Source organism: Vallicoccus soli (genome assembly GCF_003594885.1).
GTDB classification, from domain to species: Bacteria; Actinomycetota; Actinomycetes; order Motilibacterales; family Motilibacteraceae; genus Vallicoccus; species Vallicoccus soli.
Genome location: NZ_QZEZ01000003.1, coordinates 344,147 through 370,569, shown reverse-complemented (window position 1 = coordinate 370,569; position 26,423 = coordinate 344,147). Strand labels below are relative to the sequence as shown.

At 77.1% G+C, this 26,423-nt stretch carries 24 protein-coding genes and 1 pseudogene; 20 read left to right on the top strand and 5 right to left on the bottom strand.

Annotated elements, in window-relative coordinates; all coding sequences use genetic code 11:
• Position 1: 1 nt before the first annotated feature.
• From D5H78_RS09830 to D5H78_RS09775, 12 genes are all read left to right on the top strand, one after another.
• Positions 2-391 (top strand): YlxR family protein, encoded by a 390-nt coding sequence (locus D5H78_RS09830; protein WP_218566443.1) that lies wholly within the window; start codon positions 2-4, stop codon positions 389-391.
• A 101-nt stretch (positions 392-492) separates the two neighbouring features.
• Positions 493-3,621: a translation initiation factor IF-2 gene (infB, locus tag D5H78_RS20270; RefSeq protein WP_119950252.1), complete on the top strand. Its 3,129-nt coding sequence runs from the start codon at positions 493-495 to the stop codon at positions 3,619-3,621.
• A 104-nt stretch (positions 3,622-3,725) separates the two neighbouring features.
• A complete protein-coding gene (locus tag D5H78_RS09820) occupies positions 3,726-4,037 on the top strand; it encodes a DUF503 domain-containing protein (RefSeq protein WP_119950251.1) in 312 nt (103 codons plus the stop codon).
• A gap of 57 nt (positions 4,038-4,094) precedes the next feature.
• Entirely contained in the window at positions 4,095-4,616 is a 522-nt protein-coding gene (rbfA, locus tag D5H78_RS09815; RefSeq protein WP_119950250.1) for a 30S ribosome-binding factor RbfA, read from the top strand.
• Positions 4,613-5,500 carry a tRNA pseudouridine(55) synthase TruB gene (gene truB, locus D5H78_RS09810; protein WP_119950249.1) on the top strand — a complete coding sequence of 296 codons (888 nt, stop codon included), beginning with the start codon at positions 4,613-4,615 and terminating at the stop codon, positions 5,498-5,500. Before rbfA ends, truB begins: the two co-directional genes overlap by 4 nt.
• 105 nt (positions 5,501-5,605) lie before the next feature.
• Positions 5,606-6,793, top strand: a complete 1,188-nt coding sequence (gene kynU, locus D5H78_RS09805; RefSeq protein WP_119950327.1) for a kynureninase — start codon at positions 5,606-5,608, stop codon at positions 6,791-6,793.
• Positions 6,794-6,833: 40 nt separating this feature from the next.
• Complete coding sequence (locus D5H78_RS09800) at positions 6,834-7,841, top strand: bifunctional riboflavin kinase/FAD synthetase (protein ID WP_119950248.1); 1,008 nt, start codon at positions 6,834-6,836, stop codon at positions 7,839-7,841.
• 116 nt (positions 7,842-7,957) lie between these two features.
• Positions 7,958-8,227, top strand: a complete 270-nt coding sequence (gene rpsO / locus D5H78_RS09795) for a 30S ribosomal protein S15 (RefSeq protein ID WP_119950326.1) — start codon at positions 7,958-7,960, stop codon at positions 8,225-8,227.
• 232 nt (positions 8,228-8,459) lie between these two features.
• A complete protein-coding gene (locus D5H78_RS09790) occupies positions 8,460-10,703 on the top strand; it encodes a polyribonucleotide nucleotidyltransferase (protein ID WP_119950247.1) in 2,244 nt (747 codons plus the stop codon).
• Positions 10,700-12,115 (top strand): M16 family metallopeptidase, encoded by a 1,416-nt coding sequence (locus tag D5H78_RS09785; RefSeq protein ID WP_119950246.1) that lies wholly within the window; start codon positions 10,700-10,702, stop codon positions 12,113-12,115. The genes D5H78_RS09790 and D5H78_RS09785 overlap by 4 nt, the downstream gene beginning before the upstream one ends.
• A complete protein-coding gene (dapB, locus tag D5H78_RS09780) occupies positions 12,105-12,917 on the top strand; it encodes a 4-hydroxy-tetrahydrodipicolinate reductase (protein ID WP_119950245.1) in 813 nt (270 codons plus the stop codon). Before D5H78_RS09785 ends, dapB begins: the two co-directional genes overlap by 11 nt.
• The gene (locus D5H78_RS09775) at positions 12,914-13,363 is read left to right on the top strand and encodes a hypothetical protein (protein WP_119950244.1); all 450 of its coding nucleotides are present in this window, start codon (positions 12,914-12,916) and stop codon (positions 13,361-13,363) included. The genes dapB and D5H78_RS09775 overlap by 4 nt, the downstream gene beginning before the upstream one ends.
• 100 nt (positions 13,364-13,463) lie before the next feature.
• Here the strand turns inward: D5H78_RS09775 and D5H78_RS09770 are convergent, their stop codons facing one another.
• Genes D5H78_RS09770 through D5H78_RS09760 form a run of 3 tightly spaced genes read right to left on the bottom strand, consistent with a single transcriptional unit; the run spans position 13,464 to position 14,994 of the window.
• Positions 13,464-13,766, bottom strand: coding sequence for an AzlD domain-containing protein (locus D5H78_RS09770; RefSeq protein WP_119950243.1), 303 nt, complete (start codon positions 13,764-13,766; stop codon positions 13,464-13,466).
• Positions 13,763-14,452: an AzlC family ABC transporter permease gene (locus tag D5H78_RS09765; protein WP_218566440.1), complete on the bottom strand. Its 690-nt coding sequence runs from the start codon at positions 14,450-14,452 to the stop codon at positions 13,763-13,765. Before D5H78_RS09765 ends, D5H78_RS09770 begins: the two co-directional genes overlap by 4 nt.
• The gene (locus tag D5H78_RS09760; RefSeq protein WP_119950242.1) at positions 14,449-14,994 is read right to left on the bottom strand and encodes a GNAT family N-acetyltransferase; all 546 of its coding nucleotides are present in this window, start codon (positions 14,992-14,994) and stop codon (positions 14,449-14,451) included. The genes D5H78_RS09765 and D5H78_RS09760 overlap by 4 nt, the downstream gene beginning before the upstream one ends.
• A gap of 82 nt (positions 14,995-15,076) precedes the next feature.
• Here D5H78_RS09760 and thyX point away from each other — a divergent pair, with 82 nt between their 5' ends.
• Genes thyX through D5H78_RS09745 form a run of 3 tightly spaced genes read left to right on the top strand, consistent with a single transcriptional unit; the run spans position 15,077 to position 18,446 of the window.
• On the top strand, positions 15,077-15,814 hold the full coding sequence (gene thyX, locus D5H78_RS09755; protein ID WP_119950241.1) for an FAD-dependent thymidylate synthase: 738 nt from the start codon (positions 15,077-15,079) through the stop codon (positions 15,812-15,814).
• Between the two features lie 50 nt (positions 15,815-15,864).
• Positions 15,865-16,764 carry a 4-hydroxy-tetrahydrodipicolinate synthase gene (dapA, locus tag D5H78_RS09750; protein WP_119950240.1) on the top strand — a complete coding sequence of 300 codons (900 nt, stop codon included), beginning with the start codon at positions 15,865-15,867 and terminating at the stop codon, positions 16,762-16,764.
• Positions 16,761-18,446, top strand: coding sequence for a ribonuclease J (locus tag D5H78_RS09745; RefSeq protein WP_119950239.1), 1,686 nt, complete (start codon positions 16,761-16,763; stop codon positions 18,444-18,446). Before dapA ends, D5H78_RS09745 begins: the two co-directional genes overlap by 4 nt.
• A 24-nt stretch (positions 18,447-18,470) precedes the next feature.
• Here the strand turns inward: D5H78_RS09745 and D5H78_RS09740 are convergent, their stop codons facing one another.
• On the bottom strand, positions 18,471-18,881 hold the full coding sequence (locus D5H78_RS09740; RefSeq protein ID WP_119950238.1) for an Hsp20/alpha crystallin family protein: 411 nt from the start codon (positions 18,879-18,881) through the stop codon (positions 18,471-18,473).
• Positions 18,882-19,081: 200 nt separating this feature from the next.
• Between D5H78_RS09740 and D5H78_RS09735 the strand changes: the two genes are divergently transcribed.
• The 5 genes and pseudogenes from D5H78_RS09735 to D5H78_RS20455 all read left to right on the top strand — a co-directional run.
• Positions 19,082-21,802 carry a DNA translocase FtsK gene (locus D5H78_RS09735; RefSeq protein ID WP_177891199.1) on the top strand — a complete coding sequence of 907 codons (2,721 nt, stop codon included), beginning with the start codon at positions 19,082-19,084 and terminating at the stop codon, positions 21,800-21,802.
• A 40-nt stretch (positions 21,803-21,842) separates the two neighbouring features.
• Positions 21,843-23,354, top strand: a complete 1,512-nt coding sequence (gene rimO / locus D5H78_RS09730; protein WP_119950323.1) for a 30S ribosomal protein S12 methylthiotransferase RimO — start codon at positions 21,843-21,845, stop codon at positions 23,352-23,354.
• Positions 23,351-23,947, top strand: a complete 597-nt coding sequence (gene pgsA, locus D5H78_RS09725) for a CDP-diacylglycerol--glycerol-3-phosphate 3-phosphatidyltransferase (RefSeq protein ID WP_119950237.1) — start codon at positions 23,351-23,353, stop codon at positions 23,945-23,947. The genes rimO and pgsA overlap by 4 nt, the downstream gene beginning before the upstream one ends.
• Positions 23,944-24,480: a CinA family protein gene (locus D5H78_RS09720; protein WP_245941632.1), complete on the top strand. Its 537-nt coding sequence runs from the start codon at positions 23,944-23,946 to the stop codon at positions 24,478-24,480. Before pgsA ends, D5H78_RS09720 begins: the two co-directional genes overlap by 4 nt.
• Positions 24,481-24,736: 256 nt before the next feature.
• Positions 24,737-24,977 (top strand): annotated as a pseudogene (locus D5H78_RS20455) (helix-turn-helix domain-containing protein); the annotation flags it as partial.
• 543 nt (positions 24,978-25,520) lie between these two features.
• On the opposite strand, the gene D5H78_RS09710 reads toward D5H78_RS20455, so the two are convergent.
• Positions 25,521-26,375, bottom strand: coding sequence for a DNA-formamidopyrimidine glycosylase family protein (locus D5H78_RS09710; RefSeq protein WP_119950236.1), 855 nt, complete (start codon positions 26,373-26,375; stop codon positions 25,521-25,523).
• Positions 26,376-26,423 lie beyond the last annotated feature (48 nt).

Below are 26,423 nucleotides of genomic sequence, written 5' to 3'. Positions count from 1 at the left end.
GGTGGCCGGCCGGTCGACCCCTGTCCGCACCTGCGTGGGCTGCCGGGTCAAGGCGCCGCGGGACGAGCTGCTGAGGCTCGTCCTCGTCGAGGTCGAGGGTGCGCGCACCGTCGTCCCCGACCCGCGGGGCCGGCTGCCCGGCCGGGGAGCGTCCCTGCACCCCGACCCGGGGTGCCTGGAGCTCGCCGAGCGGCGCCGCGCGTTCCCGCGGGCCTTCCGCCTGCAGGGGCCGCTCGACGCGACGCCGGTGCGCCGGGCCCTCGAGGCCCGCGCCGCGGGCGGGCAGGACCAGCAGCACCCGCACGACCAGCAGCACCGGCACGACCAGCAGCACCAGCACGATGACCACGATCAGCACAGACCGCCGTCGGAAGCAGGTCGAGAAGCATGAGCGCTCGATGAGCACCTCGCGATGAGCACGCGCACGCAGTAGCGGTCCGTGCCCCGGCACGCTCAGCCGTAGGGCCCGGACCACCACCAGACAGGAGAGAAGTGGCAAAGGTCCGGGTCTACGAGCTCGCCAAGGAGCTCGGCATCGAGAGCAAGGTCGCGATGGCCAAGCTCCAGGAGCTCGGCGAGTTCGTCAGGTCGGCGTCGTCGACCATCGAGCCGCCGGTCGTCCGCAAACTGCGGGACGCGTTCCCCGACGGCGCCGGTGCGGCGCCGCGCAGCGCCCCCGCCCCCAGCAGCGCGTCCGGCCCCCGGCCGGGCGCCCCCTCGCCGCGCGCCGTCCCCGGCGCGCCGGCGCGCCCCGGCCCGCGCCCCGCGGCCGGCCCCTCCGACGGCGCGGCCGCCCGGCCCGCCGCCCCCCAGCAGCCGGCCGCGGCGCAGCCGGCGCCCGCCCAGCCCGGGACCGCCCAGCCCGGCCCCGCCCAGGCGCGCCCGGCCGCTGCCGGCCCGCGCCCGGGTCCCGTCCCCGGCCCGGGCGCCCGCCCGGGTCCGCGTCCCGGCCCCGCCGCGCCCGCGGCCCCGGCGGCGCCCGCCGCCGCGGCCCCGGCGGCCCCGGCCGCTGCGGCGGCCCCGGCCCCCGCGCGCCCGGCCGCCCCGGGCCAGCCCGCGCAGCGCCCCGCTGCCGCGGCCCCGGCCCAGCGTCCCGCCGCGGGTCCCGGCGGTGCCGGCGCCCCGGCCCGCCCGGGCAGCCCGGCCGGTCCGGGTGCTCCCGGCGGCCAGGCGGGCCCCGGTGCGGGCGGCCAGGCCGGCGGCGCCCCGCGCCCCGGCCCGCGACCGGCCCCCGGCGCGCGCCCGTCCGGGCCGCGCCCGGGCAACAACCCGTTCTCCAGCGGCGGCTCGACCGGGATGCAGCGCCCCGGCGGCCCGCGCCCGGGGAACAACCCCTTCACCAGCGGCGGCAGCACCGGCATGGGCCGGCCCGCGCCCGGCCCGCGCCCCGGCGGCGCGGCCGGCCCGGCCGGGCCGCGCCCGAGCCCCGGTGCGATGCCGCCTCGGCCCGGTGGCCCCCGCCCGAACCCGGGCATGATGCCGCAGCGCCCCGCGGCCGGCCCGCGCCCCGGCCCCGGCGGTCGTGCCGGCGCTCCCGGGCGCCCCGGCGCCCCCGGGCGCCCCGGCGCCGGTGCCGGTCGTCCCGGTGGCGGCGGCGGTTTCGCCGGTCGTCCCGGTGGCGGTGGCGGTGGCGGCGGCTTCGCCGGTCGTCCCGGCGGCGGCGGCCCCCGCGGGCGCGGTGGCACCGCGGGCGCGTTCGGCCGTCCCGGCGGCGGCCGCCCGGTCCGCGGGCGCAAGTCGAAGAAGCAGCGGCGCCAGGAGTTCGACAACATGGCGGCGCCCTCGATCGGCGGCGTCAACGTCCCGCGGGGCAACGGCTCGACGGTCGTGCGCCTGCCGCGCGGCGCCTCGCTGACGGACTTCGCGGACCGCATCGACGCCAACCCGGCGTCGCTCGTCACCGTGCTCTTCCACCTCGGCGAGATGGCCACGGCGACGCAGTCGCTCGACGAGGACACGTTCCAGCTGCTCGGCACCGAGCTCGGCTACGACGTGCAGATCGTCAGCCCGGAGGACGAGGACCGCGAGCTGCTCGAGTCGTTCGACATCGACCTCGACGCCGAGCTCGAGTCCGAGGACGAGTCGCTGCGCGTGCCGCGCCCGCCGGTCGTCACGGTCATGGGCCACGTCGACCACGGCAAGACCCGCCTGCTCGACGCGGTGCGGAACTCCAAGGTGGCGGCGGGCGAGGCCGGCGGCATCACCCAGCACATCGGCGCGTACCAGGTCCACCGCGAGCACGAGGGCGAGGACCGGGCGATCACGTTCATCGACACCCCGGGCCACGAGGCGTTCACCGCCATGCGCGCCCGCGGTGCGAACGCGACGGACATCGTCATCCTCGTGGTGGCGGCCGACGACGGCGTGATGCCGCAGACCATCGAGGCGCTCAACCACGCCCAGGCGGCCGGCGCCCCGATCGTCGTCGCGGTGAACAAGGTGGACAAGGAGGGGGCCAACCCCGCCAAGATCCGCCAGCAGCTCACCGAGTACAACCTCGTGGCCGAGGAGTACGGCGGCGACACGATGTTCGTCGACGTGTCGGCGAAGAACGGCACCGGCATCGACGACCTGCTCGAGGCCGTGCTGCTCACCGCCGACGCCTCGCTCGACCTGTCGGCCAACCCCGACAAGGACGCGCGCGGCATCGCGATCGAGGCGCACCTGGACAAGGGCCGCGGCCCCGTCGCGACCGTCCTGGTCCAGTCCGGCACGCTGCACGTCGGCGACGCCATGGTCGCGGGCACCGGCTTCGGCCGCGTCCGCGCCATGCTCGACGAGCAGGGCAACCCGATCGACGCGGCCCCGCCGTCGCGCCCGGTCATGGTGCTCGGCCTGACCTCCGTGCCCGGCGCGGGCGACAAGTTCCTCGTCGCCCCCGACGACCGCACGGCCCGGCAGATCGCCGAGAAGCGCGAGGCGGCCGAGCGCAACGCGACGCTGGCCAAGCGCCGCAAGCGCGTCAGCCTCGAGGACCTCGACTCGGCCCTCGCGGCCGGCAAGGTCGAGACGCTCAACCTCATCCTCAAGGGCGACGTCTCCGGCTCCGTCGAGGCGCTCGAGGACTCGCTGCTCAAGATCGAGGTCGACGGCGACGTCGCCCTGCGGATCATCCACCGCGGCGTCGGTGCGATCACGCAGAACGACGTCAACCTCGCCACGGTCGACAACGCGGTGATCATCGGCTTCAACGTGCGCCCCGCGGAGCGGGTCGGCGAGCTGGCCGACCGCGAGGGCGTGGACGTGCGCTACTACTCGGTCATCTACCAGGCGATCGAGGAGATCGAGGCCGCGCTCAAGGGCATGCTCAAGCCCGAGTACGAGGAGGCCCAGCTGGGCACCGCGGAGGTTCGCGAGGTCTTCCGCTCCTCGAAGTTCGGCAACATCGCCGGTGCGATCGTCCGGTCGGGCACCATCCGCCGCAACAGCCGGGCGCGCCTCGTGCGCGACGGCGTGGTCGTGGGGGAGAACCTCGGCATCGAGTCGCTGCGGCGGTTCAAGGACGACGCGACCGAGGTCCGCGAGGGCTTCGAGTGCGGCATCGGGCTCGGCTCGTTCAACGACATCAAGGTCGGGGACACGATCGAGACCTTCGAGATGCGCGAGAAGCCGCGCGCCTGAGCACCGCGCTGCGGGGCGGCCCGCCCGGGGACCACCGGGAGGGCCGCCCCGCGGCGGGTGCGCCCCGGCGCGCGGCCGCCGGCCCGTACGGACGAGGAGGACGCGTGTTCGTCGGGTCGCTGGCCCTGGACCTGCTGCTGGGCGACGTCCGCTCGCTCAAGCAGAAGCGCAGCGCGGTGCGCCCCCTCCTGGCCGAGCTGCGGCGCGCGTACGCCGTCGCGGCGGCCGAGGCGGGGCACCTCGACCTGCACCGGCGCGCCCTCGTGGGCGTGGCGGTGGTGGCCGCGGACGCCGGGCACTGCGAGGAGGTGCTCGACGCGTGCGAGCGCCTCGTCGCCGAGCGCCCCGAGCTGGTGCTGCTCTCGGCCCACCGCAGGGTGCTCGCGCAGGAGGACGACGTGCCGTACGACGGCTGAGGCCGCCGCACGGCGAGCAGGCCCGCCACGGTGGCGGGCCGGGACGAGGAGGCAGGGATGGTCGACACGGCACGCGCGCGCAAGCTCGCCGACCGCATCCGGGTGATCGTGGCGCAGACCCTCGAGACGCGGGTTAAGGACCCGCGGCTGGGGTTCATCACCGTGACCGACGCCCGGGTCACCAACGACCTGCAGCAGGCGACCGTCTACTACACGGTGTACGGCGACGACGCGGCCCGCGCCGACACGGCCGCGGCGCTGGAGAGCGCCAAGGGCGTCCTGCGCTCGGAGGTGGGGCGCCAGACCGGCGTGCGGCACACCCCGTCGCTGGCGTTCGTCGCCGACGCGGTGCCCGAGGAGGCGGCGCGCATCGAGGACCTGCTGGCCCGCGCGGCGCAGGCCGACGCCGAGGTGCACCGGGTCGCCGCGGGCGCGACGTACGCCGGGGACGCGGACCCGTACCGGGCGCCGTCCGACGGGGCGGACACCCCGGGCACCAGCGACGCCACCGAGGACGCCGAGGGCGGCGAGCCCGCTGCGGGCGGGGCAGCGACCGACGGGGCCCGGGGCCGCGGGTGAGCGACGGCCTCGTCGTCGTCGACAAGCCGGGCGGGCTCACCTCGCACGACGTGGTGGGGCGGGTCCGCCGGCTCGCCCGCACCCGCCGCGTCGGGCACGCGGGCACCCTGGACCCGATGGCCACCGGGGTGCTCGTGCTCGGCGTCGGGCAGGCCACGCGGCTGCTCGGGCACCTCACCGGCACCGACAAGGCGTACGACGCCACGGTCCGCCTCGGCACCTCGACGGTGTCCGACGACGCGACCGGGGACGTGCTCGAGCGCCGCGGCGCCCGCGGCGTCACCGAGGAGCAGGTGCGCGCCGGCGCCGCCGCCCTGACCGGGGACCTGCTGCAGGTCCCCTCCGCGGTGAGCGCGGTCAAGGTCGACGGCAAGCGCGCGTACGCCCTGGTGCGCGCCGGCGAGGACGTCGCCCTGGCCGCCCGCCCGGTGCGGGTCGACGCGTTCGACGTCCACGCCCTGCGACCGGTGGGCGACGAGCTCGACGTCGACGTCACGGTGCGCTGCTCCAGCGGCACGTACGTGCGGGCGCTGGCGCGCGACCTCGGAGCGGCCCTGGGCACCGGCGGGCACCTCACGGCGCTGCGGCGCACGGCGGTGGGGCCGTACGACCTCGCGGTCGCGCGCACCCTCGAGCAGCTCGAGGACGACCTGGCGCTGCTGCCCCTGGCCGACGCCGTCGAGCGCGCCTTCCCCCGCGTCGACGTCGACGCCGAGCAGGCGCGCCTCGTGGCGCACGGGGTGCAGCTGCGCGCCGAGGGCCCCGGCGGGCTCGACCTGCCCGCGCAGGGGCCGGCGGGGTTCTTCGGCCCCGACGGCGCGCTGCTCGCGCTGGGGGAGCTGCACCGCGGGCGCTCGCGGTACCTCGCCGTCTTCGCCGGCTGACCGCGCCGGCGGCCCCCGGCTAGGGTCCGCCGGGTGAGCGCGACGACGCCCCCGAGCCCGTACCCCGCCCGGCCCGCCGGCCGCTCCTCGCCGGTCCCGGCGCCGCTGGAGGCGGAGCGCCGCCGCGCCGAGGCCCTCGACGCCGCCGACCCCCTCACCGCGCTGCGCGGGCGGTTCCTGCTGCCCGACGGCGTCGTCTACCTCGACGGCAACTCCCTCGGTGCGCTGCCCGCGCACGTCCCGGCCGTCCTCGACGACGTCGTGCGGCGGCAGTGGGGGACGGACCTCATCGCGTCCTGGGAGGCGGGCGGGTGGTGGACCGCCCCCGAGCGGGCCGGCGCCAAGGTCGCGCGCCTCGTCGGCGCGCACCCCGACGAGGTCGTCGTCACCGACTCCACGTCCGTCGACCTGTTCAAGGTCCTCGCGGCCGGCGCCCGGCTGCGCCCCGGGCGGGCCAGGCTGGTCGTCGAGCCGGGCTCGTTCCCCACCGACCTCTACGTCGCGGCCGCGGTCGCCGACCTGCTGGGGCTGCAGCTGGACCGCGTCGCGCCCGCGGACCTGGCCGCGCACCTCGCCGCGCACGGCGGCGACGTGGCGGTCGTGGCGTACTCGCACGTCGACTACCGCACGGGGGAGCTGCTCGACCTGCCCGGGCTGACCGCGCTCGCGCACCGCGCGGGGGCGCTGTCCTGCTGGGACCTGTCGCACTCCGCGGGAGCGCTGCCGGTGGGCCTCGCCGAGCACGGCGTCGACCTCGCGGTGGGCTGCGGCTACAAGTACCTCAACGGGGGGCCGGGGGCGCCGGCGTACCTCGTCGTGGCCCGGCGCCACCACGGCGCGCTGACCAACCCGCTGCCCGGGTGGACCGGGCACGCGCGCCCCTTCGCGATGGAGGGGTCGTACGAGCCGGCGGCGGCGGTCTCGCGGATGCGCAGCGGCACGCCGCCGGTGCTCTCGCTGCTCGCCCTCGACGCCGCGCTCGACGTGCTGCAGGACGTGGACCTCGCGGCCCTGCGCGCCCGCAGCCTGTCGCTGACCGGGCTGCTCGTCGAGCTCGTCGGGGCCCACGTGCCCTCGCTGCGGGTGGTGACCCCGCGCGACCCCGCCCGGCGCGGCAGCCAGGTCTCGCTCGCGCACCCGCAGGCGCAGCGGGTCGTGCGCGACCTCGCCGCGCGCGGCGTCGTGGGGGACTTCCGCGAGCCCGACGTGGTGCGCCTGGGCGTCGCCGCGCCCTACGTCACCCACGCCGACGTCGTCACGACCGTCGAACGGCTGCGCGAGGTCGCCCCCTGACGAGCGGGTAGGTCCCGGGGTCCCCGTACGCTCACCTCTCGTGCTGCGCTGGACCGGACTGCCGGACGTGCCCCCGGGCTGGGGCCCGTCCGTCGTCACCGTGGGCACCTTCGACGGGGTGCACCGCGGGCACCAGCACCTCGTGGGCCGGGCCGTGGCGCGGGCGCGCGAGCTCGGCGCGGCCGCCGTCGCGGTGACGTTCCACCCGCACCCCGCCGCCGTCGTGCGCCCGGACCGGGCCCCGACGGTCCTCGCCGCCCTCGGGCGCCGGCTCGACCTGCTGGAGGGGCTCGGGCTCGACGCGGCGCTCGTGCTCCCCTTCACCCGCGAGCTCGCCGCGGAGCCGCCCGGGCAGTTCGTCGACGAGGTCCTCGTGGGGGCCCTCGCCGCCCGCGAGGTCGTCGTGGGGGAGGGCTTCCGGTTCGGCCACCGGGCCGCCGGCGACGTCGACCTGCTGCGCCGCCTCGGCGCCGAGCGCGGGTACGCGGTCGACGCGGTCGGGCGCGTCGGCGACGAGCACGGGGGGTGGTCCTCCTCCCTGGTGCGCCGGCTCGTCGCCGAGGGCGACGTCGCGGGGGCCCGGCGGGTGCTGGGGCGCGACCACCGGGTCGAGGGCGTGGTCGTGCACGGCGACGCCCGCGGGCGCACCATCGGCTACCCGACCGCCAACCTCGCCGCGGAGCCGGCCGTCGGGGGGGCCGCCGTGCCGGCCGACGGCGTCTACGCCGGGCGCCTCACCGTGCTGGACCTGCCCGGCGACCCGAGCGGCGACCTGCCCGGCGACCTGCCCGGCGACCTGCCCCGGGGCGCGCTGCCCGCGGCCGTCTCCGTCGGCACCAACCCGACCTTCGGCGGGACCGAGCGGCGGGTGGAGGCGTACGTGCTCGACCGCGACGACCTCGACCTGTACGGGCGCCGGGTCGCCGTCGACCTCGTCGAGCTGCTGCGGCCCACCCTGCGCTTCGCCTCCGTCGACGAGCTCGTGGCGCAGATGGCGCAGGACGTCGAGCGCACCCGGGCGCTCACGGCCGGTCCGCGCCCGGATTAGGGGGACGCCCGGCGCGCTGGTAGCCTTGGGTGGCCGGCTGCGACGCCGGCGTGAGCCGTGCCTGCCGCCGTGACCTGGACCGGCGGCGCTCACCGACCCCGCCCCTGGAGGCCAGCGTGTCGCTCGACACCGCCACGAAGAAGCAGATCGTCGCCGAGTACGGCGGCTCCGAGGGCGACACCGGCTCGCCCGAGGTGCAGGTGGCCCTGCTCTCCCGCCGCATCGCGGACCTCACCGAGCACCTCAAGAGCCACAAGCACGACCACCACAGCCGTCGCGGGCTGCTGCTGCTGGTCGGGCGCCGCCGGCGCCTCCTGCAGTACATCGCGAAGAACGACATCAACCGCTACCGCCAGCTCATCGAGCGGCTCGGCCTGCGGCGCTGACGCACGAGGGGGAGCGGACCGCCGGTCCGCTCCCCCTCGGCGTAGCGCGCCCGGTGCCGGGCACCAGCACCACCCCCGACCCAGCGCAGGAGCACCACCCGCCACCCGCGGCCGGAGCACCGGTCCTCGGTAGTGGCCCCCGGGCGGCACGCCCCCCGGGCGCTTCCATCGAAGACCGGACGACCCCGTCCCGACCGGCGACCGCTCCTGCCACCAGCAGAGAGGACGCCCCGTGGAGGGTCCCCAGGTCCACACCGCCGAGGCCACGATCGACAACGGCCGCTTCGGCACCCGCACCGTCCGCTTCGAGACCGGGCGCCTCGCCCGCCAGGCCGCCGGCTCCGTCGCGGCCTACCTCGACGAGGAGACGATGCTGCTGTCCGCCACCACGGCGGGCAAGCACCCCAAGGAGCACTTCGACTTCTTCCCCCTCACGGTGGACGTCGAGGAGCGCATGTACGCCGCCGGGCGCATCCCCGGCTCGTTCTTCCGCCGCGAGGGCCGGCCCAGCGAGGACGCGATCCTCACCTGCCGTCTCATCGACCGCCCGCTGCGCCCGTCCTTCGTCAAGGGCCTGCGCAACGAGGTCCAGGTCGTCATCACCGTCATGGCGCTGGACCCGAAGGACCTGTACGACGTCGTGGCGATCAACGCCGCGTCCGCGTCGACGCAGCTGTCCGGCCTGCCCTTCAGCGGCCCGATCGGCGCCACCCGCGTCGCGCTGGTCAGCGACGGCGAGGGCGAGGACCAGTGGGTCGCGTTCCCGACCCACGAGCAGCTCGAGACCGCCGTGTTCGACATGGTCGTCGCGGGCCGCGTCGTCGGCGACGACGTCGCGATCATGATGGTCGAGGCCGAGGCGACCACCGCCGCCTGGGACCTCGTCACGGGCCAGGGCCGCACCGCCCCGACCGAGGAGGTCGTGGCGGCCGGCCTCGAGGCCGCCAAGCCGTTCATCCGCGTGCTGTGCGAGGCGCAGGCGGACCTTGCCGGGCGCGCCGCGAAGCCGGTCCGGGAGTTCCCGCAGTTCCTCGACTACCAGGACGACGTCCTGCAGGCGGTCACCGAGGCCGTCGAGGGCGAGCTGTCCCAGGCCCTCACGATCGCGGACAAGCAGGAGCGCGAGGCCGAGCTCGACCGCATCAAGGCGCTCGCGACCGAGCGGGTCGCCCCGCGCTTCGAGGGCCGCGAGAAGGAGGTCGGCGGCGCCCTCAAGGCCGTCACCAAGCGCGTCATCCGCCAGCGGGTGCTGCGCGAGGGCGTGCGCATCGACGGGCGCGGCCCGACCGACATCCGCACCCTCTCGGCCGAGGTCGAGGTGCTCCCGCGGGTGCACGGCTCGGCGCTGTTCGAGCGCGGCGAGACCCAGATCCTCGGCGTGACGACGCTCAACATGCTCCGCATGGAGCAGCAGCTCGACACGCTCTCGCCCGAGACGCGCAAGCGCTACATGCACAACTACAACTTCCCGCCGTACTCCACGGGGGAGACCGGCCGCGTGGGCTCGCCGAAGCGCCGCGAGATCGGGCACGGCGCGCTCGCCGAGCGCGCGCTGCTGCCGGTCCTGCCGACCAAGGAGGAGTTCCCCTACGCCATCCGCCAGGTGTCGGAGGCGCTGGGCTCGAACGGCTCGACCTCGATGGGCTCGGTCTGCGCCTCGACGATGTCGCTGCTCAACGCCGGCGTGCCGCTGCGCGCGCCGGTCGCCGGCATCGCCATGGGCCTCATCTCCGACACCGTCGACGGCGAGACCTCCTACGCCGCGCTGACCGACATCCTCGGCGCCGAGGACGCGTACGGGGACATGGACTTCAAGGTCGCCGGCACCAAGGAGTTCGTGACGGCGATCCAGCTCGACACCAAGCTCGACGGCATCCCCGCCTCGGTCCTGGCCAGCGCGCTGACGCAGGCCAAGGAGGCGCGCCTGCACATCCTCGACGTCATGCTCGAGGCCATCGACGCGCCGGACGAGATGTCGCCGTACGCGCCGCGGATCATCACCATCAAGATCCCGGTCGACCAGATCGGCGCGGTCATCGGCCCCAAGGGCAAGATGATCAACCAGATCCAGGACGACACCGGCGCCGAGATCACCATCGAGGACGACGGCACGATCTACATCGGCGCCACCGACGGCCCCAAGGCCGAGGCCGCGCGGACGATGATCAACGGCATCGCCAACCCGACGATGCCCGAGCCGGGCGAGCGCTACCTGGGCACCGTCGTCAAGACGACGACCTTCGGTGCGTTCGTCTCGCTGCTGCCCGGCAAGGACGGCCTGCTGCACATCTCGCAGCTGCGCAAGATCGCCGGCGGCAAGCGCGTCGAGAACGTCGACGACGTCGTCAAGGTGGGCCAGAAGATCCAGGTCGAGATCTCCGAGATCGACCAGCGCGGGAAGCTCTCCCTCGTGCCGGTCGTCGAGGAGGACGCCCCGGCCGAGGGTGCCGCGGCTGCCGCCGCCCCCGCCGAGTGACCACCCGGTCCACGCCCGCGGCGCGGGCCCCCCGTCCGGGGGGTCCGCGCCGCGGCGCGCGTCGGGGCACGCCCCTGGCCAGCGAGCAGCGCCCCGGCAGCACCCGCACGCTCGTCAGCGGGCAGGACGGTGCGGGCACGGTGCGCCGCACCGTGCTGCCGGGCGGGCTGCGCGTCGTCACCGAGGCCGTGCCGGGCGTGCGCTCGGTGGCCTTCGGCGTGTGGGTCGGCGTCGGCTCGCGCGACGAGTCCCGCAGCCTCGCCGGTGCCTCGCACTACCTCGAGCACCTGCTCTTCAAGGGCACCCGCCGGCGCGACGCGCTCGACATCAGCGCCGCGCTCGACGCGGTCGGCGGCGAGCTCAACGCCTTCACCGGCAAGGAGTACACCTGCTACTACGCGCGGGTGCTCGACGAGGACCTGCCGCTCGCGGTGGACGTCGTGTGCGACCTCGTCACCTCCTCGGTCATCGCCTCCGCGGACGTCGACGCCGAGCGCGGGGTGATCCTCGAGGAGATCGCGATGCGCGACGACGACCCGTCGGACGTCGTGCACGAGGAGTTCGCCGCGCAGCTCTTCGGCGACGCGCCCCTGGGGCGGCCGATCCTCGGTACGGCCGAGTCGATCCGGTCGCTCTCGCGGACCGCCGTGGCGGGCTACTACCGCCGGCGCTACCGCCCGCAGGACATCGTGGTCGCCGCCGCGGGCAACCTCGAGCACACCGCCGTCGTACGGCTCGTGCGCGCGGCCTGCGCGGCGGGCGGGTTCCTCGACGGCGAGGCGCGCCCCAGCGCGCCGCGGGCCGCCGGGCGGGTCCGCCCCGCCACCGGTGCGGGAGCGCGCGTCGCGCGGCGCAGCACCGAGCAGGCCAACGTCGTGCTCGGCGGGCCGGGCCTGGACCGCGCCGACGAGCGCCGGTTCGCGCTCAGCGTGCTCAGCGCCGCCCTCGGCGGCGGGATGAGCTCGCGGCTGTTCCAGGAGGTCCGCGAGAAGCGCGGCCTGGCCTACTCCGTCTACAGCTACAGCCAGCAGCACGCCGACACCGGCCTGTTCGGGGTGTACGCCGGCTGCCAGCCCGCCCGGGTGGACGAGGTCCTGTCCCTCTGCCGCGAGCAGCTCGACCTCGTGCGCGAGGAGGGCCTCACGGCCGAGGAGCTCGAGCGCGGCAAGGGGCAGCTGCGCGGCAGCCTCGTGCTGGGCCTGGAGGACACCGGGTCGCGCATGAGCCGGCTCGGCAAGAGCGAGCTCGTGCACGGCGAGCTGCTCACCGTCGAGGAGTCCCTCGCGCGCATCGAGGCGGTGACCCTGGAGGACGTGCGGGCCGTGGCCGCGGACGTGCTCGGCGGGCCGCGCACGCTCGCGGTGGTGGGCCCCTTCGACGAGGACCGGGACTTCTCCACCCATGTCGCCTGAGGGCGCGCCGCAGGCGGGCGGGTCCGCGACGGGCCGGCGGCTGCGCGTCGGCGTGCTCGGCGCCCACGGGCGGATGGGTGCCGAGGCCTGCCGGGCCGTCGAGGCCGCCGAGGACCTCGAGCTGGTGGCGCGCGTGGGCCGCGGGGACCCGCTCGAGGTACTCGAGGGGGCCGGCGTCGAGGTCGCGGTCGACCTCACCCGCCCCGACGCCGTCATGGCGAACCTCGAGCACTGCGTGCGCGCGGGGATCCACGTCGTGGTCGGCACGAGCGGGGTCGACGGGGCGCGCCTGGACCAGGTGCGCCGGTGGCTCGCGGCCAGCCCGCGCACCGGCGTGCTCGTCGCCCCGAACTTCGCGCTCGGCGCCGTCCTGCTCATGCGCTTCGCCGCCGAGGCGGCCCGCTGGTTCCCGTCCGTCGAGGTCGTCGAGCTGCACCACCCGCGCAAGGCCGACGCGCCGAGCGGGACCGCGCGCCGCACGGCCGAGCTCGTCGCCGCCGCCCGCGCGGAGGCGGGCCTCGGCGCTGCGCCCGACGCGACCGAGACGGCCCTGGACGGTGCCCGCGGCGCCGTCGTCGACGGCGTCCCCGTGCACTCGGTGCGCCTCATGGGCCTCGTCGCGCACCAGGAGGTGCTCCTCGGCGGCCAGGGGGAGGTGCTCACCCTGCGGCACGACTCGCTGGACCGCTCCTCGTTCATGCCGGGCGTGCTGCTCGGCGTGCGCCGGGTCGGCCGGCACCCCGGGCTGACCGTCGGCCTGGAGCACTACCTCGACGACGCGCCCGGGCGCCGGGCACCGTGAACGCCCGCCGTGCCGCGCTGCTGCTCGCGGTCGTGCTCGGCGTCTACCTCGTGGTGCTGGGCGACCGCGGCCTGACCCTCGTGCGCGACGGGCGCCCCGCGTTCGTCCTGCTCGGGATCGGCGTGCTGCTGTTCCCGGTCGTGGGCCTGTGGATCCTCGTGCTCGAGATGCGCTTCGGGCAGGCGACCGAGCGCCTGGGGCGCCAGCTCGGCGAGGAGGGCGGGCTCCCCGAGGACGAGCTGCCCCGCCGCCCGAGCGGGCGCGTGGACCGGGCGGCCGCCGACGCGGTCTTCGAGCGGCGCCGCGCCGAGGTGGAGGCGGCGCCGGCGGACTGGCGCGCGTGGTTCCGCCTCGCGGTCGCGTACGCCGACGCCGGGGACGGCTCCCGGGCGCGGCGGGCCATGCGCCGCGCGGTGGTGCTGCACCGCGAGCACGACGGCCGCTGAGGGGCACCCCCAGGCGGGTCCGGCGCATGAGGGGCACCCCGAGCAGGGTCGAGTCTGCTGAGGGGCGCCCTCAGGCGGGGGACCCGCGTGAGGGGCACCCTCAGGCGAGCGCGCGGACGCCGGCGGCCACCGCGGCCGCGACCACCACCACGACGAGGAACGGCGCGCGCAGCAGCAGCGCGGCGACGCCCGCGGCCAGCCCGGCCGCGCGGGCGTCCAGCATGAGCGCCCGGCCCGTCGACACCGCCTGCACGGCGGTGAGCGCCGCGAGCAGCGCGACCGGCAGCAGCGCCCCCGCGCGCGCGACGCGGGGCCGGTCCAGCACCCGCTCCGGCACCGCCGTACCGGCGAGCTTGAGCAGGTAGCACCCCGCGCACGTCGCCAGCAGCCAGGCCCAGCTCACGCCGCCGCCCTCGCGCCCCGCAGCGCGGCGACCAGCGCGACGGCGCCCGCGGCCAGCACGGGCACCCCGACGGGCACGGCCGGGACGAGCGCGACCGCCAGCACCGCGGCCACCGCCGCCACGGCCCACGCCTCGCGCCCGCGCAGCCGCGGTGCCAGCAGGGCGACGAAGGCCGCCGGTGCCGCGGCGTCGAGGCCGTACGTCCGCGGGTCGCCGAGCAGGTCCCCGGCCAGCGCCCCGAGCAGCGTCGAGGCGTTCCACAGGGCGTACACGGCGAGGCCGGTCGCCCAGAACCCGAGCCGGGCGGCGCGCTCGTCCGGCTGGCCGAGGGCGACCGCCGTCGACTCGTCGATGACGAGCTGGGCGCCGACGGCCCGGCGCAGGCCCCGCGGACCCGGGCCGCGGCGCAGCAGCGGGGCGACGCGCAGGCCGTACAGCGCGTTGCGGCTGCCCAGCAGCAGCGCCGACAGCGCCCCGGACGCCGAGGCCCCGCCGCCGGCGACGACACCCACGTACGCGAACTGCGAGCCGCCGGTGAAGGCGAGCAGGGACAGGGCGCAGGCCTGCGCCGGGCTCAGCCCGGCGGCGACAGCGAGGGCGCCGAAGGAGACCCCGTACGAGCCGGTGGCCAGCCCGACGCCGGCCGCCTGGCGCACGGTGGCGCGGCGGCGCTCCTGCCAGCTCACCCGCCCTGCCCGAGCCGGGTCGTCCAGCGCCGCTGGGGCAGCGGTGCCCCGGAGCCGGCGTCGAGGCTGCGCCGGGCCCCGTCCTGCGCCCAGCCGGCACCGGCGAGGAAGGCCGCGAGCAGCGCCTCGTGCTCGCCGACCCAGCACACGAGCGCCTGCGTGCCGTCGTCGCGCGCGAGGTCCGCGGCCGCCTGCAGCAGCCGGGAGCCGTGCCCGGCGCGCCGGTGCTCGGGGGCCACCGCGAGGGCGAGCAGCTCGGCGGCGGCGCCGGGGTCGAGGTCGGCGTCCTCGGCCGGGGCGGCGGCGGCGAAGCCGACGACCCCGGGGGCGTCCAGCGCGACGAGGACCCGGTGCCGGGGCGTCGGGGGGTGCTCGACGGCGGCGGTCCAGGACGGCGCCAGGGCGGCCGGATCGAGGGCGGCGGGCGGGAGCAGGTCGCCGTACGCCTCCCGCCACGCCCCCGCCTGCAGGACGGCGACCTCCGCGGCCTCCTGGGGCCGCGCCGGGCGCACGCTCCCGGCCGGTCCGGCGGTGGGCGCCATGGGCGGGCTCCTCGGGGCGGGGCTGTCGGCGGGCGTCGCTAGTCTCCCTGACGTCCGCCCGACCCCCGCCCGTGGAGCCGCCATGACCACCGCCGCAGCGACGCCCGAGCCCGTCTGGCGCTCCGACGTCGGCGTCGAGCTCGTGCGCGCGAGCGCCTCCGACGCCGACGTGGTGACGGCGGCGCGGGTGTCGACGGCCGGCGAGCGGGCCGAGGAGCAGCGCGCCGACGACCCGGCGGCGCACGCGGGGCTGATCCGGTTCCTGCTGCGCAACCGGCACGGAACGCCCTTCGAGCACAACAGCATGACGTTCCTCGTGACCGCGCCGATCTTCGTGTTCCGCGAGTTCCAGCGCCACCGCACCGGCTGGAGCTACAACGAGGAGAGCGGGCGCTACCGCGAGCTCGCGCCCGTGTTCTACGTGCCCGCGGACGACCGCGACCTCGTGCAGGTCGGCAAGGCCGGGGCCTACACCTTCGAGCCGGGCACCGACGAGCAGCGCCGGGTCGTCGCCGAGCAGACGCGGCGGGCCTGCGAGGGCGCCCACGCGGCCTACCGCGCGATGCTCGGCGCGGGCGTCGCGCGCGAGGTGGCCCGCGGGGTCCTGCCGGTCGCGACGTTCTCGTCGATGTACGCCACGTGCAACGCGCGCTCCCTCATGGCCTTCCTGTCGCTGCGCACGCGCCACGACGAGGCCGCGTTCCCGTCGTACCCGCAGCGGGAGATCGCGATGGTCGCCGAGCAGATGGAGGAGCACTTCGCCCGGCTCATGCCGCTGACCCACGCCGCGTTCCTGCAGGCGCGCCGGGTCGGGCCGTGACCGGCGCTGCGGTGCCGGGGCCGCGACGGGGCGGGCGGTAGCCTCGGCGCATGGCCCCACCCCCGCGCCCCGTGCCGTTCGGCCGGGTGCTCACCGCGATGGTCACGCCGTTCGACGCCGACGGCGGGCTCGACCTCGACGGCGCGCAACGGCTGGCCGAGCACCTCGTCGCGCACGGCAACGACGGGATCGTCGTCAGCGGGACGACGGGGGAGTCGGCGACCACGAGCGACGACGAGAAGGACCGGCTCGTGCGCGCCGTGGTCGAGGCCGTGGGCGACCGGGCGCACGTGCTGGCCGGCGTCGGCACGAGCGACACCGCGCACAGCTGCGAGCTGGCCCGCCGCGCGGAGAAGGCCGGCGCCACCGGCCTGCTCGCCGTGACGCCGTACTACAGCCGCCCGCCCCAGGAGGGCCTGGTGCGGCACTTCACCGCCATCGCCGACGCCAGCGGGCTGCCGGTGATGCTCTACGACATCCCGGTCCGCACCGGCCTGGCGATCGAGACGCCCACGCTGCTGCGCGTCGCCGAGCACGAGCGCGTCGTGGCGGTCAAGGACGCCAAGGGCGACCTGGGCGCGACGTCGCTCGTCATGCTCGCGACCGACCTCGCCTACTACTCCGGCGACGACGTGCTCAACCTGCCGCTGCTCTCCGTCGGGGGCTGCGGCTTCGTCAGCGTCGTCGCGCACGTCGCGGGCGAGCGGCTGCGCGCGCTCGCCGACGCGCACGCCGGCGGGCGCCCCGACGAGGCCACCCGCCTCCACCTCGAGCTCATGCCGCTCTACACCGGCATGTTCCGCACCCAGGGAGTCATCCTGACCAAGGCCGCCCTCACCCTCCTCGGACTGCCCGCCGGTCCGCTGCGCCCGCCGCTCGTCGACGCGACGCCCGAGCAGGTCCAGCGCCTCGCCGCCGACCTCGTCGCGGGCGGGGTGGCGCTCCCGTGAGCCACCCGCACGCCGAGCTCGGCCCGCCCCCGCCCCTGCCCGACGGGGGGCTGCGCGTCGTCGCGCTCGGCGGCCTCGGCGAGGTCGGGCGCAACATGACGGTCTTCGAGCACGACGGCCGGCTGCTCGTCGTCGACTGCGGGGTGCTCTTCCCCGAGGACGCCCAGCCCGGCGTCGACCTGATCCTCCCGGACTTCGACTACCTGCGGGACCGGCTCGACGACATCGACGCCATCGTGCTCACCCACGGGCACGAGGACCACATCGGCGGCGTGCCGTACCTCCTGCGGCTCAAGCCCGACATCCCGCTCGTCGGCTCGAAGCTCACCCTCGCCTTCATCGAGGCCAAGCTCGCCGAGCACCGGATCACGCCCTACACGCTCGAGGTGCGCGAGGGGCAGTCCGAGCGGCTGGGCCCCTTCGACTGCGAGTTCATCGCGGTGAACCACTCGATCCCCGACGCGCTGGCGGTCGTCATCCGCAGCCGCGCGGGGGTCGTGCTGCACACCGGCGACTTCAAGATGGACCAGCTCCCGCTCGACGGGCGGATCACCGACCTGCGCGCCTTCGCCCGGCTCGGCGACGAGGGCGTCGACCTGTTCCTCGTCGACTCGACGAACGCCGAGGTCCCCGGCTTCACCGTGCCCGAGCGCGACATCGCCCCGGCGATCGACCGGGTCTTCCAGACCGCCGAGCGCCGGGTCATCGTGGCCAGCTTCGCCAGCCACGTGCACCGCATCCAGCAGGTGCTCGACGCCGCCGCCGAGCACCGGCGCAAGGTCGCCTTCGTCGGGCGCTCGATGGTCCGCAACATGGGCCTGGCCCGCGAGCTGGGCTACCTGCACGTGCCCGAGGGCCTCGTCGTCGACGTCAAGCAGCTGGACGACCTGCGCGACGACCAGGTCGTGCTCGTCTGCACGGGCTCGCAGGGCGAGCCCATGGCCGCCCTGAGCCGGATGGCCAACCGCGACCACCAGATCCGGGTCGGCCCCGGTGACACGGTGCTCATGGCCTCCTCGCTCATCCCGGGCAACGAGAACGCGGTCTACCGGGTCATCAACGGCCTCATGCGCTGGGGCGCCAAGGTCGTGCACAAGGGCAACGCGATGGTCCACGTCTCGGGCCACGCCAGCGCCGGCGAGCTGCTCTACTGCTACAACATCCTGCGCCCGAGCAACGTCATGCCGGTGCACGGCGAGTGGCGGCACCTGCGGGCCAACGCCGACCTCGCGGTGGCCACCGGCGTGCCGCAGGACCAGGTCGTGCTCGCCGAGGACGGCACGGTGGTCGACCTCGTCGACGGGCGCGCGCGGATCGTCGGGGCGGTGCCGTGCGGCTACGTCTACGTGGACGGCACGACCGTGGGCGACGTCGACGAGAGCTCGCTGAAGGACCGGCGCATCCTGCGCGACGAGGGCTTCATCTCGGTCGTCGTCGTCGTCGACTCGGTGACCGGCAAGGTGACCGGCGGGCCGGAGATCCACGCGCGGGGCTTCGGGGCCGACGACTCGGTCTTCGACCAGGTGCGCCCGCTCGTCGAGGCCGCGCTCGACCGGGCCCAGACGGAGGGCGTCGCCGACGCCCACCAGCTGCGCCAGGTGGTGCGCCGCACCGTCGGGCGCTGGGTCAGCGACCGGTTCCGCCGCCGCCCGATGATCATCCCGATGGTCGTCGAGGTCTGACACCGCGCGCCGGGCGCCGCCGCCCTAGCCAGCGGCGCCCCGCGCGGCGCGCGCCGCCCCGCGCAGCCGGACGGTGAGCACGCCGTCGAGCGCGCCGTACGTCGTCGTCACGCACTCCGGGCCCAGGCCGGCCGGCAGCGTGAACGTGCGGCGGAACGCGCCGTGGCGCACCTCGTGGTGCACGCAGTCGCCGGTGCGCTCGACGTGCCGGTAGCGCCGCTCGCCCTCGACCAGGAGGCGGGGGACCAGGCCGGGCAGCACGCGCACCTGGACGTCGCGGTCGGGGTCGACGCCCGGCAGGGCGAAGCGCAGCACGACGTCGTCGCCGCTGCGCGCCGCGGTGAGGGCGGGGTCGGCGCCCTGCGCCGCGGTGCTGGAGCGCAGGAGCGCGTCGACGGCGTACAGGCCGCCGGGGGAGGGGCTCGTCACGGTCATGGCAGGGTCCTCGCGCAGGGGGCGGCGGTGCTCGAGGGGCGCGCGCCCGGCCGCCGCGACGGTGCGCGGCCCCTGCCTGCGACGGTACGCCGCGCCGGCGGCGCCGCCCAGGGGCCGGAGGTCCCGGTGCGCGCCCGCGACACCCCGGCGCGGGCGCTGGGACGGGTGGGGCTGGTGTGACGAGGGGTAGCCTTCGCGGCATGGCCACCCGCACGCCCACGACCTCCCGCTCGGGCGGCTCCACCCGGCGCGCGCCCTCGGCCAAGGGGGGCGGCGCCACCCGCGCGACGCCGCGCAGCGGCGGGGCGACCCGTGCCGGGTCGCGGGGCGCCGCCGGCTCCGGGCGCGGCGGGGCGCGCAGGGCGCCGGTCCGCAGCGGGCCGGGGCCGCTCGTCCGGGCGCTGGCGGCGCTGGGCCGCGGCCTGGCGGCGGTGTGGACCGGCTTCGCGCACCTCGTCGGCGGGACGGTCCGCCGCGTGGGCCACGGCGCCCGCGACCTCGACCCCGCGCTGCGCCGCGACGGCATCGGCCTGGCCAGCCTCGGGCTGGCCCTCGTCGTGGCCGCCGTGAGCTGGTGGGGGCTCACCGGGCGCGCCGCCGACGTCGTCGACGCGGTGGTCACCGGCACCTTCGGCCAGGTCGGGCTCGCCGTGCCGCTGCTGCTGCTCGCCCTCGGGGTGCGCCTGCTGCGCCACCCCGAGCGCACCCACGACACGAGCCGGACGAGCATCGGCCTGGCAGCCGTCCTCGTCGCGGTCTGCGGGCTGGTGCACGTCGCGCACGGCGTGCCGGCCCCGCCCGACCCCGAGGGCCTGCGCGCCGCCGGCGGCATGGTCGGCTTCCTCGCGTCCAGCCCGCTCGTCGCGGCCGTGACGCCGTACGTCGCGGTGCCCCTGCTGGCCCTCCTGCTGCTCTTCGGGCTCCTCGTGACGACGGCGACGCCGCTGTACGCCGTCCCCGAGCGCGCCCGCTGGCTGCGCGACCTGCTGCTGCACCGCGCCGGGCCCGACGACGGGCACGACGGGCACGGCGACGGGCACGCCGCCGGCGCGGGCGAGCACGAGCCGCCGCGCCACGCCGCCCGCCGGCGCCGCGGCGCGGCCGGCACCGGTGACGGCGACCCGGACCGCCCCTTCGACACGCCCGTCCTGGAGGAGCCGGACGGCCGGCGGCGCCGGCGCCGCCCGGCCGAGGAGGCCCCCGAGGGCACCGCCGCCGGTGCGTCGGGTCCGGCTGCGCCCCCCAGCGCCGGTGCGCCGGGCGCGCCCGCCGTCCCCGGCGCCCGGACCGGCTCGGGCGCGACGGCGCTGCAGCCCGGTCAGCCGGCGGGGCAGCCGGCGGGGCCGCCGGCGCAGCCGGTGGGCCACGAGGCGGGGGAGGGCGTGTCCCTCGACCCGGCGCCCGCGGACCCCAGCCCGCTGCCGCAGCGGGTGGAGCAGCTGCTGCTGTCCGGCGACGTCACCTACACGCTGCCGCCCGCGGACACCCTGCGCCAGGGCTCGCCGCACAAGGCGCGCTCCGCGGCCAGCGACGGCGTCGTCGAGGCGCTCACCACGGTCCTCGAGCAGTTCGACATCGACGCGCAGGTCACCGGCTACACGCGCGGGCCGACGGTCACCCGGTACGAGGTCGAGCTCGGCCCGGCGGTCAAGGTCGAGCGGGTCACGGCGCTGAGCAAGAACATCTCGTACGCCGTCGCCAGCGCCGACGTGCGCATCCTCTCGCCGATCCCCGGCAAGTCCGCGATCGGCATCGAGATCCCCAACACCGACAAGGAGGTCGTCAGCCTCGGCGACGTCCTGCGCTCGCGGGTCGCGCGCAACGACCACCACCCGATGGTGGTGGGGCTCGGCAAGGACGTCGAGGGCGGCTTCATCTGCGCGAACCTCGCGAAGATGCCGCACCTGCTCGTGGCCGGCGCCACCGGTTCCGGCAAGTCGAGCTTCGTCAACTCGATGATCACCTCGATCCTGCTGCGGGCCACGCCCGACGAGGTGCGCATGGTCCTCGTCGACCCCAAGCGGGTGGAGCTCACCGCGTACGAGGGCGTGCCGCACCTCATCACGCCCATCATCACCAACCCCAAGAAGGCCGCCGAGGCGCTGCAGTGGGTCGTGCGCGAGATGGACATGCGCTACGACGACCTCGCGGCCTTCGGCTTCCGCCACATCGACGACTTCAACAAGGCCGTGCGCGCCGGGACCACGACGGCGCTGCCGGGCAGCGAGCGGGTGCTGCGCCCCTACCCGTACCTGCTCGTCGTCGTCGACGAGCTCGCCGACCTCATGATGGTCGCCCCGCGCGACGTCGAGGACTCCATCGTCCGCATCACCCAGCTCGCGCGCGCCGCCGGCATCCACCTCGTGCTGGCCACGCAGCGCCCGTCCGTCGACGTCGTCACCGGCCTCATCAAGGCCAACGTGCCGTCCCGGCTGGCCTTCGCCACGTCGAGCCTGTCGGACAGCCGCGTCATCCTCGACCAGCCGGGGGCGGAGAAGCTCGTCGGCCAGGGCGACGGGCTGTTCCTGCCCATGGGCGCGAGCAAGCCGATGCGCATGCAGGGCGCCTGGGTGACCGAGGCCGAGGTCGCCGAGGTCGTCAAGCACTGCAAGGAGCAGCTGCAGCCGACGTACCGCGAGGACGTCACCGCCCCCGCCGGGCCGGCCAAGGAGGTCGACGAGGAGGTCGGCGACGACATGGACCTGCTGCTGCAGGCCATCGAGCTCGTCGTGTCGACCCAGTTCGGCTCGACCTCGATGCTGCAGCGCAAGCTGCGCGTCGGCTTCGCCAAGGCGGGGCGGCTCATGGACCTCATGGAGTCGCGCGGCGTCGTCGGCCCCAGCGAGGGGTCCAAGGCCCGTGAGGTGCTCGTCACCCCGGAGGAGCTGCCGGGCCTGCTCATCGACGTCCGCGGCGGCTGAGGTGGGCGCCGGGGTCCCGGCGGGCGCCTACGCTGGCCCCGTGCCCGCGTCCTCCCCGCCCGCCCCGCAGCGCCGCTCCGTCGCCCTCGTCACCCTCGGGTGCGCCCGCAACGAGGTGGACTCGGAGGAGCTCGCGGGACGCCTCGACGCCGACGGCTGGGACCTCGCCGACGACGCCGAGGACGCGGACGTCGTCGTCGTGAACACCTGCGGCTTCATCGACGCGGCGAAGAAGGACTCGGTCGACACGCTGCTCGAGGCCGCCGACCTCAAGGGCGCGGCGCGCCCGCAGGCCGTCGTGGCCGTCGGGTGCATGGCGGAGCGGTACGGCGACCAGCTCGCCACCGCCCTGCCCGAGGCCGACGCCGTGCTCTCGTTCGACGACTACGCGGACATCTCCGCGCGCCTGCGCGGGATCCTCGCCGGGGAGCGGCCGGCCGCGCACGTGCCCTCCGACCGGCGCCGGCTGCTGCCGCTGACGCCGGTGCAGCGCCAGGCCTCGCGGGTCGCCGTGCCCGGGCACGGGGCGGACCCGCTGCCCGAGGGCGTGGCACCGGCGTCCGGGCCGCGCGTGCTGCGCCGCCGCCTCGGCGGGGGCCCGGTCGCCCCGCTGAAGCTGGCCTCCGGCTGCGACCGGCGCTGCTCGTTCTGCGCGATCCCGGCCTTCCGCGGCGCCTTCGTGTCGCGCCCGCCGCAGGACGTGCTGGCCGAGGCGGCCTGGCTCGCCGGGCAGGGCGTGCGCGAGCTCGTGCTGGTGAGCGAGAACTCGACCTCGTACGGCAAGGACCTCGGCGACCTCGCGCTGCTCGAGGCGCTGCTGCCGCAGCTCACGGCGCTCGACGGCGTCGAGAGGGTGCGGGTGTCGTACCTGCAGCCGGCGGAGGTGCGCCCCGGGCTCGTCGACGTGCTGACCGGCACGCCGGGGGTGGCCCAGTACGCCGACCTGTCGTTCCAGCACTCCGCCCCGGCCGTCCTGCGCCGGATGCGCCGCTTCGGCGACACCGACCGCTTCCTCGAGCTGCTGGCGCGGTTCCGGGAGCGGTCGCCGCGCATCGGCGCGCGCAGCAACGTCATCGTCGGCTTCCCCGGCGAGACCGGGGCCGACCTGGACGAGCTCGAGCGCTTCCTCGTCGGGGCGCGGCTCGACGTCGTCGGCGTGTTCGGGTACTCCGCGGAGGAGGGCACCGAGGCGGCGGGCCTCGACGGGGCGCTGCCCGAGCACGAGGTGCGCGCCCGCGTCGAGCGCGTCACCGCCCTCGTCGACGAGCTGACGGCGCAGCGCGCCGAGGAGCGGGTCGGGGAGCGGGTCGAGGTCCTCGTCGAGGAGGTGCACGCGGACGGGACCCTCGAGGGCCGCGCCGAGCACCAGGGCCCGGAGGTCGACGGCACGACCGTCCTCGCGCCGGTCCCGGGTGCGCGGGTGGGCGACCTCGTGCCGGCCGTCGTCACGGGATCGTCGGGGGTCGACCTGCAGGCGCGGGCCGTGGCGGGGGCGGGTGCGCCGGCGGGCGCGTCCGCGGGCGCCGCGGGCGGGCGCCCGAGCCGGGGATGAGCGCTGCGCGGCGCGAGCCGCTGGCGCACCGCCGGGTCAGCGCCTGGAACGTCGCGAACTACCTGACCGTGGCGCGGCTCGTGCTGGTGCCGGTGTTCGTCGTGCTGCTCTTCGCCGGCGGCGGGGACGAGGCCGGCTGGCGGGTCGCGGCGTGGGTCGCCTTCGCGGTGGCCGCGGTCACGGACTACGTCGACGGCGAGCTGGCGCGCTCGCGCGGCATCGTCACCGACCTGGGCAAGCTGCTCGACCCCATCGCCGACAAGGCGCTCACGGGCAGCGCGCTCGTCGGGCTGTCCCTGCTGGGCGAGCTGTGGTGGTGGGTGACCGTCGTCGTCCTCGTCCGCGAGCTCGGCGTGACGCTGCTGCGCTTCTGGGTGATCCGCCACGGGGTCATCCCGGCGAGCCGCGGCGGGAAGCTGAAGACCCTCCTGCAGCTCGTCGCCATCGGCCTGCTCGTGCTGCCGCTGCCCGACCCGGGGCACCTGGTCGCCGCCGTCATCATGGGGGCCGCGGTCGTCGTCACCGTGGTCACGGGCGTCGACTACGTGGTCCGGGCGCTGCGGCTGCGCCGCGGCGTGGTCGCCGGCGCGTGAGCGACCGGCAGGACGGCGGCGCTCCCGCGACGCCGCAGGTGCTGGCCCCGCGGCTCGTCGAGCGCCTGGCCGCTCGGGGGGCGACCCTCGCCGTCGCCGAGTCGCTCACCGGGGGGCTGCTCACCGCCGCGGTGGTGGCCGTGCCCGGCGCGTCCGCGGTGCTGCGGGGCGGCGTGACCGCCTACGCGACCGACCTCAAGGCCACCCTGCTCGGCGTGGACCGGCAGCGGCTCGCCGCCACGGGCCCGGTCGACGGCGAGGTCGTGCGGCAGATGGCGCGCGGCGCGGCCGCGCGGCTCGACGCCGGCCACGGCGTCGCGACGACGGGAGTGGCGGGCCCGGAGCCGCAGGGCGGGCGCCCCGTCGGGGAGGTCTGGGTGGCCGCCACGGGCCCGCAGGGCGAGCTCGTCCGGCGCCTGCACCTGCCCGGCGACCGGAGCGCGGTGCGCGAGGGGGCCGTCGCCGCCGCCCTCGCGCTCCTGCTGGAGCTGCTCGACGCCCCGCCGGCCGGCGGCGCGGAACAGGCGGGGTGATTACAGCGTTGCAGCGGTCGTGACGGAGACCTCGTACCGCGCGCTGCGCACCGCCCGCACCGCTACCGTGGCAGGGCGCGGTCCCACCCGGCCCCCCGGCCGGGCGACTACGCCCCGCGCCGGCACCGTGCCGGAGCGGGCCGCGGCAGCCACCGCTCCGGGCGCTCCCGCGCCGCGGACCGCACCCCCCGGTGCGGCCCGGCCAGCCCAGGCGGTGACGCCGCGTCAGGCGCCGATCACGGGGAAGGGGGAGCCGATGGTCCTCCTGCGCACGCTGCTCGGCGACGCCCTGCGCCACCGGCGCCAGGACCAGGGCCGCACCCTGCGCGAGGTGTCCGCGAAGGCGCGGGTGTCCCTCGGCTACCTCTCCGAGGTCGAGCGCGGGCAGAAGGAGGCCTCCTCCGAGCTCCTCGGGGCGATCTGCGGGGCCCTGGACGTGCCCATGTCACGCGTGCTGCGCGACGTGAGCGACGAGCTCGCCCGGGCCGAGGACGCCCGGCGGCCGGAGGGCGACGCCCGCACCGACGTGACCGCGGCGCCGGCCGTCGAGGCCTCCGCCGCCGGCCCGACCGGTGTCGTCCCGACCCGTGCCGTCCCGACCGGTGCCGTCCCCACCGCAGCCGTGCCGACCGCTGCCGGGCAGGCGGCCGTGCGCACCCCCCTCGGCCTGGCCGGGCTGGAGGCAGCGGGCAAGACGCTGGGCCTGCGGCGCGCCGGCGAGGCCGGGTCGCCGGCCGACGCGCTCGACGACGCGGGGGACGACGCCGGGGTCGACGCCGGGGTCGACGCCCTCGGGGACGCGCGCGACGACGCGGGGGAGCCTGCGGTGGACGGCGTGGCGGGCGACGCCGACCGGGCCGGGGCCGACCGGCGCGACGGCCTCGAGGCGCCGGGCGGCGCTCCGGACGACGCCACCGGTGCGCCCGAGCGGCGCGAGAGCGTGGACGGGGGTCCGCACGGCGTGGCGCTGCGGGTCGGCGCCGCCGCCTGAGCACCCCGCCGCCGCCCCGACGACCCCCGGCCGCACCCGGACCGGCTGCTCAGGGTCGGTAGGTGCGCTGGCCGACCGGCGGCGGGCGCCGCTGCGCCGGCGGCACCGGCTCTGGCGCGGGCCCGGGCTGGCAGACGGGGCACCACCAGGTGACGCGCGCGTACGGCGCCGGCCCCTGCTCGGCCATCCGCACCGCGGTGCCGCACCGCCGGCAGGGCTGCCCCTCGCGCCCGAACACCCAGTGCTCGCGCCCGCGGCGCTTGTCCCCGGTCGTGACCTGCGCCGAGTGCTCCCGGTTGACCACGAGCAGCCGGTGCGCGCGGTCGACGAGGGCCGGTAGGTCCCCGACCTCGCGCACGGGCGTCCAGGGGCTCTCGCCGGCGAGGTAGAGGGACTCCGCCTTGTAGAGGTTGCCGATGCCGGCGAGGTTCCGCTGGTCGAGCAGCGCCTGCGCCACCTCGCGGTCGGGGTCGGCGCGCAGCCGGCGCAGCGCCTCGTCCTGGTCCCAGTCGGACCCCAGCAGGTCGGGCCCCAGGTGGCCCACCGCACGGTCCTCTTGCGCCGTCGGGAGCAGCTCCACCACCGGCAGGCGGTAGCCGACCGCCTGCCACTCCCGGGTCACGAGCAGCACCCGCACCTGCCACTGCGGCCCGCCGCGCCACCGCTCGCCGTGGCGGTAGAGGTGCCAGGTGCCGTCCATCCGGAAGTGGGTGTGCAACGTCCAGCCGCCCTCGACGCGCGTGAGCAGGTGCTTGCCCCGGCTCACGACCTCGAGGACCCGCCGACCGGCGAGGTCCGCGCCGGCGAGCTGCGGCACCCGGAAGTCCGTGCGCACGAGGACCTCGCCCGCGAGGGCCCGGTGCAGGCGCCGCCCGGCCAGCCACACGGTGTCTCCCTCGGGCACGCCCCGATCATCGCGGGCGGGCGACGGGGGCGCACCCCCGACCCCGCG

What these genes read in the sequence shown, in the direction of transcription:
- rbfA (WP_119950250.1), top strand. Translation starts at nt 4,095, where the DNA reads ATGGTCGACACGGCACGCGCGCGCAAGCTCGCCGACCGCATCCGGGTG.
- dapB (WP_119950245.1), top strand. Translation starts at nt 12,105, where the DNA reads ATGTCGCCTGAGGGCGCGCCGCAGGCGGGCGGGTCCGCGACGGGCCGG.
- D5H78_RS09760 (WP_119950242.1), bottom strand. Translation starts at nt 14,994, where the DNA reads ATGGCGCCCACCGCCGGACCGGCCGGGAGCGTGCGCCCGGCGCGGCCC.
- thyX (WP_119950241.1), top strand. Translation starts at nt 15,077, where the DNA reads ATGACCACCGCCGCAGCGACGCCCGAGCCCGTCTGGCGCTCCGACGTC.
- dapA (WP_119950240.1), top strand. Translation starts at nt 15,865, where the DNA reads ATGGCCCCACCCCCGCGCCCCGTGCCGTTCGGCCGGGTGCTCACCGCG.
- D5H78_RS09740 (WP_119950238.1), bottom strand. Translation starts at nt 18,881, where the DNA reads ATGACCGTGACGAGCCCCTCCCCCGGCGGCCTGTACGCCGTCGACGCG.
- D5H78_RS09735 (WP_177891199.1), top strand. Translation starts at nt 19,082, where the DNA reads ATGGCCACCCGCACGCCCACGACCTCCCGCTCGGGCGGCTCCACCCGG.
- pgsA (WP_119950237.1), top strand. Translation starts at nt 23,351, where the DNA reads ATGAGCGCTGCGCGGCGCGAGCCGCTGGCGCACCGCCGGGTCAGCGCC.